12 protein-coding genes are annotated in these 11,969 nt (G+C 61.5%); 10 read left to right on the top strand and 2 right to left on the bottom strand.

The window, feature by feature from the left end:
• Nucleotides 1-133 precede the first annotated feature (133 nt).
• From J4E53_RS27430 to J4E53_RS27410, 5 genes are all read left to right on the top strand, one after another.
• On the top strand, nucleotides 134-985 hold the full coding sequence (locus J4E53_RS27430) for a putative selenate ABC transporter substrate-binding protein (RefSeq protein WP_060741774.1): 852 nt from the start codon (nucleotides 134-136) through the stop codon (nucleotides 983-985).
• Nucleotides 982-1,782 carry a phosphonate ABC transporter ATP-binding protein gene (locus J4E53_RS27425; RefSeq protein WP_103310955.1) on the top strand — a complete coding sequence of 267 codons (801 nt, stop codon included), beginning with the start codon at nucleotides 982-984 and terminating at the stop codon, nucleotides 1,780-1,782. The genes J4E53_RS27430 and J4E53_RS27425 overlap by 4 nt, the downstream gene beginning before the upstream one ends.
• Nucleotides 1,776-2,603, top strand: coding sequence for an ABC transporter permease (locus tag J4E53_RS27420; RefSeq protein ID WP_103310953.1), 828 nt, complete (start codon nucleotides 1,776-1,778; stop codon nucleotides 2,601-2,603). The genes J4E53_RS27425 and J4E53_RS27420 overlap by 7 nt, the downstream gene beginning before the upstream one ends.
• Entirely contained in the window at nucleotides 2,600-3,367 is a 768-nt protein-coding gene (gene phnE, locus J4E53_RS27415) for a phosphonate ABC transporter, permease protein PhnE (RefSeq protein WP_103310952.1), read from the top strand. The genes J4E53_RS27420 and phnE overlap by 4 nt, the downstream gene beginning before the upstream one ends.
• Before the next feature lie 186 nt (nucleotides 3,368-3,553).
• Nucleotides 3,554-4,297: an SDR family NAD(P)-dependent oxidoreductase gene (locus tag J4E53_RS27410; protein ID WP_103310950.1), complete on the top strand. Its 744-nt coding sequence runs from the start codon at nucleotides 3,554-3,556 to the stop codon at nucleotides 4,295-4,297.
• A gap of 195 nt (nucleotides 4,298-4,492) precedes the next feature.
• On the opposite strand, the gene J4E53_RS27405 is transcribed toward J4E53_RS27410, so the two are convergent.
• Nucleotides 4,493-5,695 carry a hypothetical protein gene (locus J4E53_RS27405; protein ID WP_103310948.1) on the bottom strand — a complete coding sequence of 401 codons (1,203 nt, stop codon included), beginning with the start codon at nucleotides 5,693-5,695 and terminating at the stop codon, nucleotides 4,493-4,495.
• A 94-nt stretch (nucleotides 5,696-5,789) separates the two neighbouring features.
• Nucleotides 5,790-6,713, bottom strand: coding sequence for a LysR family transcriptional regulator (locus J4E53_RS27400; RefSeq protein WP_103310946.1), 924 nt, complete (start codon nucleotides 6,711-6,713; stop codon nucleotides 5,790-5,792).
• A 113-nt stretch (nucleotides 6,714-6,826) separates the two neighbouring features.
• On the opposite strand from J4E53_RS27400, the gene J4E53_RS27395 reads away from it, so the two are divergent.
• The 5 genes from J4E53_RS27395 (at nucleotide 6,827) to yghU (ending at nucleotide 11,695) form a co-directional block, all read left to right on the top strand.
• A complete protein-coding gene (locus J4E53_RS27395) occupies nucleotides 6,827-7,822 on the top strand; it encodes an aldo/keto reductase (RefSeq protein ID WP_060741767.1) in 996 nt (331 codons plus the stop codon).
• Between the two features lie 123 nt (nucleotides 7,823-7,945).
• Nucleotides 7,946-8,704, top strand: coding sequence for an ABC transporter substrate-binding protein (locus J4E53_RS27390; protein WP_103310944.1), 759 nt, complete (start codon nucleotides 7,946-7,948; stop codon nucleotides 8,702-8,704).
• Nucleotide 8,705: 1 nt separating this feature from the next.
• The gene (locus tag J4E53_RS27385; protein ID WP_060741765.1) at nucleotides 8,706-10,049 is read left to right on the top strand and encodes a diguanylate cyclase; all 1,344 of its coding nucleotides are present in this window, start codon (nucleotides 8,706-8,708) and stop codon (nucleotides 10,047-10,049) included.
• A gap of 28 nt (nucleotides 10,050-10,077) precedes the next feature.
• Nucleotides 10,078-10,812, top strand: a complete 735-nt coding sequence (locus tag J4E53_RS27380; protein WP_103310942.1) for an ABC transporter substrate-binding protein — start codon at nucleotides 10,078-10,080, stop codon at nucleotides 10,810-10,812.
• A 43-nt stretch (nucleotides 10,813-10,855) separates the two neighbouring features.
• Nucleotides 10,856-11,695, top strand: coding sequence for a glutathione-dependent disulfide-bond oxidoreductase (gene yghU, locus J4E53_RS27375; protein WP_060741763.1), 840 nt, complete (start codon nucleotides 10,856-10,858; stop codon nucleotides 11,693-11,695).
• Nucleotides 11,696-11,969: the final 274 nt, after the last annotated feature.

The following is an 11,969-nucleotide window of genomic DNA, read 5'->3' as shown; positions in this document are numbered from 1 at the left end:
GGGGATTGGGTGAGTTCACCGCCAGAAACGGTTAACATCCCTCTCCTTCGTCTACCCTCACAGAACGGCGTACCGCCATCCATGTGGGCGTGATGCTTCGACATTCCTTGCCTTTCTCTATCGGAGATCTTCCATGCTCAAGCCTTCCCTGGCATTGGCCGCTGGTGTTGCCCTGTCGTTTTGCAGCTGGCTGGCGCAGGCCGCCGACACCCTGAAAGTCAGCGCGATTCCCGATGAGGCCCCGACCGAACTGCTGCGCAAGTTCAAGCCGCTGGGGGCTTACCTGGAACAGCAAACCGGCATGAAGGTCGAGTTCGTCCCCGTGAGCGACTACCCGGCCGTGGTCGAGGCATTGGCCACCGACCGGATCGACATGGCTTGGCTGGGGGGCTTCACCTTCGTCCAGGCGCGCCTGAAAACCGGCAACGCCATCCCGCTGGTCCAGCGCGAACAGGACGCCCAGTTCACCAGCAAATTCATCACCGCCGACCCCACCGTCAAGTCCCTGGCCGACCTCAAGGGCAAGACCTTCGCCTTCGGTTCGGTATCGTCGACATCGGGCAGTCTCATGCCGCGCTATTTCATGCTTCAGGACGGCATCAAGCCAGAGAGCTACTTCAGCCGCGTCGGCTATTCGGGCGCCCACGACGCCACCGTCGCCTGGGTCCAGGCCGGCAAAGTGGACGCCGGGGTACTGAACGCCAGCGTCTGGGAAAAACTGGTGGCGGCCGGCAAGGTCGACACGACCAAGGTCAAGGTCTTCGCCACTACCCCAGCCTACTTCGACTACAACTGGACAGTGCGCGGAACCCTCGACCCCGCGTTGGCGGCCAAGATCAAGGCGGCCTTCCTGGCCCTCGACCCGGCCAACCCGAAGGACAAGGAAATCCTCGACCTGCAAGCCGCCAGTCGCTTCATCGAAACCAAGCCTGAAAACTACAAGGGCATCGAGGAAGCCGCACGCGCCGCCGAACTGCTCAAATGACCCTGCAACTGACCCAGGTCAGCGTTACCCATGCCAACGGCGTCCAGGCGCTGCGTGGCGTGGACTTGCACATCGGCGCCGGCGAACAGGTCGCCATCATCGGCCCGTCCGGCGCCGGCAAGTCGAGCCTGCTCAACCTGCTGGCCACCGCCCTGCGCCCGGGACGTGGGGAGCTGCAGTTGCTTGGCGAACGCGCCTGGCAACTGTCGGCCCGCCAGCGTCAACGCCTGCGCGCGCGCATCGGCCTGATTCACCAATCGCCGCCCCTGCCGCCGCGCCAACGTGTGGTGACGGCGGTCCTGGCCGGAAAGCTCGGCCAGTGGGGCATCGGCAAAAGCCTGTTGAACCTGTTGCACCCGTTGGATATTCCAGGCGCCAGGGCGGCATTGGCCCAGTTGGACCTGGGCGACAAACTGTTCGCGCAATGCCAGCAGCTGTCCGGCGGACAACTGCAACGCGTGGGCATTGCCCGGGTGTTGTACCAGGCGCCGGAGGTGTTGCTGGCCGACGAACCGGTTTCGGCCATGGACCCGGTATTGGCCGAGCACACGCTTTCGGTGCTTTGCCGCCACGCCCGGGAACACAACGTCACCCTGGTCGCCAGCCTGCATGCGGTGGAACTGGCCTTGGCGCACTTTTCCCGGGTCATTGGCCTGCGGGACGGGCAGATCCTGTTCGACCTGCCAACCGAGGCGGTCGACCGTCCGTTGCTCGACACGCTCTACGCCAACGAACAGCTGCAGTCTTCACCAACAACGCCCCCCGCGTCCTTGAGCGTGCAGATTCCCCGATGCTGACACGCGATACCCGAGACCCCGCCACCCGCCCTCGCCTGCTGCTCAGTCTGCTGGCCCTGGTGTTGCTGTGGCCGGGCATCCAGTTCAGCGAATTGGACCTCGGCGTGCTGCTGGCGAGCGACAGCCAGAGCGAAATGGGCCGGTTCGTAGCGGCGTTCTGGCCGCCCGCCCATGGCGACGAATTCGTTGAACTGCTGTGGCAGGCCACCTTGCAGACGCTGGCGATCGCCACGGCCGGCATGGCCTTGGCGTTGCTGTTGGCGGTGCCCGCGAGCCTGCTGGCCAGCCGCGCCCTGTCGCTGTCGGCAGCCTCCCGCGCCGGCCATCCGGGCTATCGGGGCCAACTGCTGCGCTGGCCGGTACGCGGCTTGTTGATCTTCTTGCGCAGCGTGCCGGAAATCGTCTGGGCCTTGCTCTTCGTGCGCGCCGTCGGCCTCGGCCCAACGGCCGGGGTACTGGCGATTGCCATTACCTACAGCGGCATGCTGGGCAAGGTCTACGCGGAAATCTACGAATCGGTCGACCAGCGCCCGGCCCACGCGCTCTTGCAGTCCGGCAGCAGCCGGCTGGCGGCCTTCGGCTATGGGATCCTGCCCAATGTCGCGGCGGAACTGTTGTCGTACACGGTGTACCGCTGGGAATGTGCGATCCGCGCCTCGGTGGTGATGGGCTTCGTCGGCGCCGGAGGGCTGGGTCAGCAGATGGACCTGTCGCTGCGAATGTTCGCTGGCGGTGAAGTCGCCAGCCTGCTGCTGACGTTCCTGGCACTGGTGCTGCTCGCCGATCAACTCAGCCGCCTGCTGCGCTGGAGGCTGGCATGAATCGCCTGCTCAACGTGGTCATGGTCCTGTGCATCGGCGCGGCAGTCATCGCCTCGTTCGCCTACCTGGGCATCGACCTGGGCGAGCTCGGCGACAGCGGCAATCTGCAGCGGATGGGCGCTTATGCGCAGCGCTTTCTCAGCCCGGACCTGAGCCCCGGCCATCTGAAAGCAATCGGTCACGGCGCCCTGGAAACCCTGGCCATGTCCGCCCTCGGCACCCTGCTCGCGGCGGTACTCGGCCTGCTGTTGGCCTTGCCCGCGGCCGGACGCTTCGGCTGGCCTTTGCAGAGCGCGTCGCGCCTGGTGCTCAACGCCTTGCGCGCGGTTCCGGAGCTGGTCTGGGCCGCACTGATGGTCCTGGCCGCCGGGCTCGGCCCCAATGCCGGCACCCTGGCGCTCGCCCTGCACACCACCGGCGTACTCGGGCGCCTGTTCGCCGAGGCGTTGGAAAATACCCCTTCCGAACCGGCCGACGCCATCCGTTTGCAAGGCGGCAACGCCGTATTGGCGTTCTGCTACGGGACACTGCCCAACCTGCTGCCGCAACTGCTGGCCTACGTCCTGTATCGCTGGGAAAACAACATCCGCATGGCCAGCGTGCTCGGCTTTGTCGGTGCCGGAGGGCTTGGACAAATGCTCTATGTCAGCCTCAGCCTGTTCCAGGAGGCCCAGGGCAGCACGGTGATTCTGGCGATGCTGCTATTGGTGCTCGCCGTCGATACCTTGAGCGGCTGGAGTCGCCAGCGTTGGGTAAAGGCTTGATGGCTGTGCACAGCGACGAATATGGAATTGGTCATAAAGACCAAGATTCAGGTCTTTATGACCACGACGCATCCGAGTCAAAATAACCCAACAGACACCAACCCATTGACTGGCAAGGCATTATTAATTGGCACACTTTCTGATCAGGTCTTCTGCCCCTTTTGGCGAACCTAGGAAGAAAGCCACATGAGTAATGAATTCAAGCCTGGTCTTAGCGTAGTCACCGGTGCCAGTTCGGGTATTGGCCTGGCCGTCACCCAACGTTTGCTGGAGCACGGCTCCAACGTGATCGCGATGTCGCGACAGATCGGTGGCCTCGGCGAACTGGTCGAGCGGTTTGGCGACAGGCTGTCCTGGCTGCCCGGCGACGTGACACAGGCGACCGACCAGGCCAGGCTGGCACAACTGACCGCCTCCATCGGCCCTGTGGATTGCCTGGTACCCAATGCGGGAATCGCGCAACTGGCCGACGGCCTGGACCTGGCCGCTTTCGACAGGCAATGGGCCGTCAATGGCGCGGGCGCCCTCAATACCCTGAGCAGCCTGCGCGAGCACCTGGCAGCCGAGGCGTCCGTGGTGTTCATCGGCACGTTCCTCGAACAGGTCAGCTTCCCGGGGTTGGCCGCGTACATTGCATCGAAAGCGGCCTTGCGCGCGCAGATGCGCACCCTGGCCGTTGAACTGGCCCCCCTTGGCGTTCGCCTCAACATGGTTTCGCCGGGGCCTACCGCCACACCGATCTGGGGCACCCTGGGCCTCGATGCAGAGGCTCTGGGCTCGGTGGCGAGCACGGTCAAGCAACGATTGCTGGGTGGGCAATTCCTCGAACCTGGAGCCGTGGCAGATGTCATCCTGTTCCAATTGGGCCAGGGTGCACGGGGCGTGTATGGTCAGGACTGGGTGGTGGACAGCGGCTACACCTTGCGTTGATTGCGGCGAGTCCTGACTAGAAGAGACAGTATGTTTGGCTGAGCATGTAACCCTGTGGGAGCGAGCTTGCTCGCGATAGGGTCAGGTCAGTTAGCATCAATGTCGGCTGGGTCGCCGTCATCGCGAGCAAGCTCGCTCCCACAGGTCGTTCTTTCGTGCCGAGCGATGGGTCAACGGGTGATCACAGGTGCTGTCTCATTGGCTGAGATAACGCACTATCCCCACGCCTGTTCTGGGCAAGCCCAAAACCCACCCGGACACCACTATCTTGCCGTCGGTTTGCAAAGAGATACGCCTTGCCGTATCCAAACCACCCAGGTCCGTCATGACTCGACCGTGCAATCCAAACTCGGGATCTGGCGCGCCATTGGGGAGGAACCGCATCAACGTGAAATTGGAGGTTGCTGCGGTCCCCAAGGAGCCTCCCGCTGCAATGATTTTATTGTCCTGTTGAATAGCCACAGCGTGATTCTGAGCTTCGTAACCATGAAAACTAATAACAGCAGGTGCTCCGTGATTAAAAGTCTCGTCCAGACTTCCGTCAGGATTGATTCGCGTTGTCAGCGTATGGAACCCCTTTGACTCAATATCCGCAAAACCCACGGCCACGATTTTTCCATCCTGCTGCCGCTCGGCGGCAAAAATTTGCGCGAGTTGGCTGTTTTTTACTTCAATCGTAACAACGCCTTCCTCACCAAAAGAACGATCTGGTCGTCCATCACTCAGGTAGCGTGCAAACAACAAGGCCCCATTTTTTGCCCCGGCGAAAAGCAGGCGGCCATCCGGGAGTATGATCAGTGATGAGAAGTAAACCTTCCCAACAAACACCATGCCGGTTTCACCGAAAGTCGGGTCAAGTTCCCCTTTGCTGTCAAGTCGAAGGAGAACTTCATCATAGTTCTCATACCCCCTCACAACCCTTGCGACGAGGACGATTTTTCCGTCGGGCTGGATCGCTAGAAGATGAGCAATATCTTCGCCAATCGGCAAATCAATAATCACGCGCCCTTCCTTGCCAAAGGTGGTGTCCAGTTTTCCGTCAGGCAAGATTTTGAGAAGATAAAGTATCTCTTCAAATTGTTCCCCGACATTGCCAAATATAAACGCGTGATCATTGGGTTGGACGGTTAAGCCGACCTGCCCTACCTGGACGCCGGGAAAAATATTGAGACGTGTGATTCCATGGTCACCAAAAGAATCATCCATATCGCCATTACTCAAATGTCGCACCAAAACGACGTCATCGGCATTGGCGCCAGCCGATAATATTTTTCCGTCGCTGAGTAACTGTGATGTTCCTAAAAAACTGCCTTGGGCAAGAGTGAACACTACTTTTCCCTCGTCACCAAAGCTTGGGTCAAGATCACCCGCCGCTTTTGCTGCTTTTTGCGTAGTCATACCCGCTGCTCCTGAAGGAAAGGATGGGACTACAGGTATAGGGAAAGTGTTTTCGAGTCACTACTGTCAGAGTTGACAGCACTGACGAGCGGTTTTAAGCCCTCATCATCAACTCGCCCTGCGCATCCGCCTCCCCCTGCAACAACTCAACCAACCAATCGATAAACACCCGAACCCTGGGTGACAGCTGTCGGTGCGGCGGGTACACCGCTGAGATCGGCCACGTCGGCACGCCGTACTCGCTCAATACTTCGACCAGGCCGCCCTCGGCCAACTGCCGTTGCACGTGGTAACGCGGCACCTGGATCAAGCCGAATCCCGCTTCACAGGCCGTTACATAAGCGTCGGCGTTATTGACGGTCAACTCACTCGGCAATTGCATTTCGCGCCCCCGCCCCGCCACTTCGAATTCGAACGGGAAGAACCGTCCATTGCCAGAGGCAAAGCCGATGGCCTGGTGCGCCGGCAAATCCTCCAACCGGCGAGGCGTGCCGGCGCGAGCGAGGTAGTCGGGGCTGGCGCAGGTCAGCTGATGCAGCCGCACGATGGGGCGCGCGACCAACCCTTGATCAAGGACAGTGCCGGCGCGGATTGCACAATCCACGCCCTCGCGCTGCAGATGGACCTGGTGGTCATGCAAGCCCATGTCCAGTTGCAACGCCGGGTAGCGGCGATAGAAATCCGGCAGGCGCGGCAGGATCCAGGTGCAACCAAAGGCAATGGGCATGTCCACCTTCAAGGTGCCGCGCGGCTGGCTCCGTTGCACCGATAGCGAACTTTCCAGGTCATCGAGGTCGTCCAGCAACTGGCCGCAGCGCTGGTAATACGCTTCGCCGTCCAGTGTCGCGCGCACCTGGCGGGTGGTGCGCTGTAGCAACTGCACACCGAGGTGAGCTTCCAACTGCTGGATCAATAGGCTGACGGTGGCACGGGGTAACCCAAGGTCATCGGCCGCCTTGCCAAAACCGCCCAGCTCGACGATACGCCGGAACACTTGCATGGCCTGTAATCGGTCCACTGTCGCGCCTCATTATTTAGATATCCCGAATAGTTAAACCAATAATCGTGGATTTATCCAGGAAAGCCCTTGCTGGAGACTGCACAGGTCGTTCATTTCCAGGAGCTATCAGCATGAAGACCCGCCAACTCGGCCATCGCGGCCCTTACGTTTCCTCCATCGGCCTGGGCTGCATGGGCATGTCGGACTTCTACACCACGGGCGTGGACGAGGGAGAAGCGATTGCCACGCTCCACCGCGCCCTGGAATTGGGCGTGACACTGTTCGACACCGCCGACATGTACGGGCCGCATACCAATGAAGAGCTGCTCGGACGCGCCTTGCGAGGCAAGCGTGAACGCCTGTACCTGGCGAGCAAGTTCGGCCTGGTACGCAGCAGCGATCCCCATGCCCGCGGCGTCAACGGCCGCCCCGAATACGTCCGGCAATCGGTCGAAGGCAGCCTCAAGCGCCTCGCCACCGACTACCTCGACCTCTACTACCAGCACCGCATCGACCCTGAAGTGCCCGTCGAGGAAACCATCGGCGCCATGGCCGAGCTGGTCCAGGCCGGTAAAGTCCGCCATATCGGCATCTCGGAGGCCAGCGCCGAGACCATCCAACGGGCCCACGCCGTGCATCCACTGGCGGCGGTGCAAAGCGAATACTCGTTGTGGTCCCGCGAGCCTGAACACAATGGCGTGCTCGATACCTGCAAGCGCCTGGGCATTGCGTTCGTCGCCTACAGTCCCTTGGGCCGGGGCTTTCTGACCGGCGAGCTGAAATCACCGGAGGATTTTGCCGCCGATGACTATCGCCGCTTCAACCCACGCTTCCAGGCCGACAACTTCAAGCGCAACCTGGCGCTGGTCGAACGGGTCAAGGCCTTGGCCGCGGACAAGGGCATCAGCGCCTCGCAACTGGCCCTGGGTTGGGTATTGGCCCAGGGTGACCACGTCATCCCGATCCCGGGCACCAAGCAGCGCAAGTACCTGGAGAGCAATGTGGCGGCGGCTTCAGTGGTGTTGGGCGCTGATGAACTGGCCCATCTGGATGGGATTTTCGCAGGCGAAGGTGTGGTGGCGGGCGACCGATACCAGGCGCAGACGATGACGTTGTTGAACGGTTGATCCGTCGGCTGGGCTGTCGGTTTCGACAGGCCGGATTCAAGCAGGCGCCAGCCCAGCCGATAACCCTATCAATAATAGCCCCAGGCCTCGCCGGGCTCTGCCAGTTGCATAGGGTAATGATCAATGGGTTTGCCGCTGAATCGCCTGCTGATGTGGGGCGTCCTGATGTTCCTCGCTGCAAGCGCTTGCGCGGCAGAGCCCTCCCTGCGCATCGTGACGGAGGAGCTGCCGCCCTACAACATGACGCAGAACGGACGCGTGACCGGCATGAGCACCGAAGTGGTCCAGGCCGTGCTCAAGGAAGTCGGCATGGACGCGCCTATCCAGCCCATGCCCTGGGCCCGGGCCTACGAACTGGCGCTCAACGAAAGCAATGTGTTGATCTATTCGATCGTCCGTACGCCTGCACGCGAATCGCTTTTCCAGTGGGTGGGCACCATTGGCCCGACACAGTGGTACATCTACTCACTGGCGGACCGGCCGGTAAAACTCGACTCGCTGGCCGACGCCCATGGTCACCAGATCGCCACGGTCAATCAGGACGTGGGCGAGCAATACCTGGTCTCGAAGGGTTTCCGCATCGGCGAGGAATTGCAGTCGAGCACCAAGTACGAACACAACTACCGCAAGCTCAAGGTCGATCACGTGGAGCTGTGGATTTCCAACGAGCTCAACGCGCTGTACCTGACTCGCCAGAATGGCGAAGACCCGAACAAGGTGCTGATCCGCTCGCTGGCGCTTCCCGAACTGAGCAGCCCGGACGGCCTGAGCATGGCGTTCAGCCGCAAGACGCCGGCCGAAACGGTGGAAAAATTCCGCGCCGGCCTTGAGACCATCCGTCGCAATGGGGTCTACGACGCCATCCTGCGCAAATGGTTATGACATGGGGGCCCCTTTCCGCACGGCATCGTCCCAGCCACCACCGACCAAGGCGTTCAGCTCCCTGGGACGGCGCCTGGTACTGGCAACGCTGTTGTTCTGCCTGTTCTTTACCCTGGCGATGGTCACCTGGCGCACCTGGCTGGCCTGGGAAAACAACCTGGCGGAAATGAATTCGGAGCTGGCCCTGATCGATCAGGTGTTCCAGAACACCTTGGCCTACGCCATTTGGGAACTGGACCGTGAATCCCTGGACCAGCAAATCACCAGCGTTGCCGCGGCAGCCCCCGTGGGCCGCGTGGTGTTGAACATCCTGCGCCCCGGGCAAGCGCCGGAAGTCATCGAACTCAATCGATACGCCGTCGATCAATCGGGTGTGGTGCCGGTGCTGCATCGCCAGCTCATCGCCGAGCCCTACGCCGGGGCCCATGAGAAAGTCGGTGAGCTGACCATCGAAGGCGATAATAACCTGCTGTGGGAGCGTCTCTGGAGCGAAGCACGCAGCATCGTCATCACCCAGCTCATCCAGTCCCTGCTGCTGGCCGGGTTGGTCATGACCATGTTCAATCGCCTGGTGACCGTGCATGTGGTGCATATCGCCCGTCACCTGGGCGGACTCGCGCCGCATACCCTCAAGCATCACCTCAAGCTGCAACGGGCGGTGAATCGCCAGGACGAACTGGGCCTGCTGGAATTCCAGGTCAACGAACTCCAGGACAATCTGTACGCCCACCTCGAACGCCAGCATTCGGACGAACTGGCCCTGGCCGCCAGCCGCGATCAAATGGCCGAACTGGTGGAGGCACGCACTGCGGAACTGAAAGCGGCCAACCAATCGCTCGAAGCGCTGTCCCGTCACGATGCCTTGACGGGCCTGGCCAATCGTCGCTACTTCGACGAATTGAAGGAAATCGAGTTTCGCCGGGCAATCCGCCACAACACCCCGCTGGCCGTGCTCATGTGCGATGTCGATTTCTTCAAGATCTACAACGACACCTACGGCCACATGCAGGGCGACCTGTGCCTGAAAGAGATCGCAGAGACCCTGCGCAGCGTGTTCGGCCGCTCCGGCGAACTGACCGCCCGCGTAGGCGGCGAAGAGTTCGTCGTGGTCCTGCCCAATATCGACGCCGCACAGGCCTGCCAAGCGGCTCAACGCTTTCGCACCAGCCTGGCGGAACGCGAGCTGCCCCACAGCGGTTCCAAGGTCTCGCCTTTCGTCACCGTGAGCATCGGCGTTGCCGAGCTGGACCCGGAGACCATGGACCATTTCGATCAAGTGCTGCAACGCGCCGACCAGGCGCTGTACCGGGCCAAACACCAGGGACGCGACCGCGTTGCCCTGTAACGACCACCGCGCGCCATGAGGTCTGCATATGCACATTCGCCTGACACTCTGCTCATGCCTGCTACTCGCCTCGATCAGCCTGGCAAGCCACGCCGACACAATCGAAGTCGTTACCGAAGACTCGCTGTACGCCTATCAGCGTGACGACAAGGTCGTCGGGCCGGGCATTCGCATTGCCGAGGAAACACTGAGAAACGCGCAGCTCACCGACTACAGCCTGTCGCTGTACCCGTGGGCCCGGGCCTACGAAAAAGCGCTGCACGAGCCCAACGTACTGATCTTCCCGCTGGACCGCACCCCGGCCCGCGAGACGTTGTTCAAATGGGTGGGTGAAATACATCGGGTGGCGAGCCGGCTCTATAAACTGCGCGATAACCGCGACATCACCGTCAGCAGCCTCGAGGAGGCCAAGCAGTACAGCATCGGCGTGGTGCGAAACGACGCCAAGCAGATTTACCTGCAGCAGCGTGGGTTCACCCGGCTGGTCATCTCGGCCAACAACCACGACAACTTTCAGAAACTGCTCAATCGCCAGATCCAATTGCTGCCAATGCCGGAGAACACTGCGCGCCTGATGAGCCAGGATGCCCAAGTGGATTTCGCTTCGCTGGAAGAGGTCTATACCCTCGACGAACAACCCCACAGGGTCCACCTGGCCTTCAGCCTGAGCACACCGGATGAAGTCGTCGCCAAGGCCCAGCGCGCATTCGAAGAACTCAAGGCTTCCGGTGAAGTCGCACGCATCATGAACGAACAGCGGTAGACTCTGGGGGATCACACCGCAAGCAACGATGAGGTATGTCCCGATGAGTAAAGCGTCCTACGTTCCGCCCAAGGTCTGGAAAAATGACGCCCCGTCTGGCGGCCAGTTCGCCAGCATCAACCGCCCCATCGCCGGGCCGACCCATGACAAAACCTTGCCGGTTGGCAAGCATCCGCTGCAGCTCTATTCCCTGGCCACGCCCAACGGCGTGAAGGTGACCATCCTGCTGGAGGAACTGCTGGCGCTGGGTCATACGGGCGCGGAATACGATGCCTGGCTGATCCGCATCAACGAGGGCGACCAGTTCTCCAGCGGCTTCGTCGAGATCAACCCCAACTCCAAGATCCCGGCCCTGCTGGACCGCAGCGTGGAGCCCGCCATTCGGGTCTTCGAATCCGGCTCGATTCTGCTTTACCTGGCGGAAAAATTCGGCGCCTTCCTGCCCACCGATCCGGCGGGCCGCACCGAAACACTGAACTGGCTGTTCTGGCAGATGGGCTCTGCCCCGTACCTGGGCGGTGGCTTCGGGCATTTCTACGCGTATGCGCCGGAGAAACTCGAATACCCGATCAATCGCTTCACCATGGAAGCCAAGCGTCAACTCGACGTCCTGGACCGCCGCCTCGGCGAAAGCCAATACCTGGCAGGCAACGACTACACCATCGCCGACATCGCGGTCTGGCCCTGGTATGGCCAACTGGTGCGCAACAACGTATACGGCGCCGCCGAATTCCTCAGTGCCCACGAATACACCCATGTGCAGCGCTGGGCAGAAGACATTGCCAAGCGCCCCGCCGTCCTGCGCGGACAGCGGGTCAACCGCACGTGGGGGGATGAGGCGAGCCAGGTGCCGGAGCGGCATGGGGCTGGGGATTTGGGCTGAGGCCAGGTCGCACGCCGGCTCGGTGATGAACCTGGATTCCTCAACTGACACAGCCCCCTTGTGGGAGCGAGCTTGCTCGCGATGGCGGTGGATCAGCTGGCCTCGATGCTGGATGTGCCGACGTCTTCGCGAGCGAGCTCGCTCCCACATTGGATCGGGGGTGAACCTCAGTTTATCGACTGGCACCGCCCCCCTGTGGGAGCGAGCTTGCTCGCGATAGCGGTGGATCAGCTGGCCTCGATGCTGAATATGCCGACGTCATCGCGAGCAAGCT

It is taken from the genome of Pseudomonas sp. FW305-28 (genome assembly GCF_017351395.1).
Classification (GTDB): Bacteria; Pseudomonadota; Gammaproteobacteria; order Pseudomonadales; family Pseudomonadaceae; genus Aquipseudomonas; species Aquipseudomonas fluorescens_AA.
Note: the sequence above shows the minus strand (reverse complement) of the source record. Positions and strands in the feature narration are given on the sequence as shown.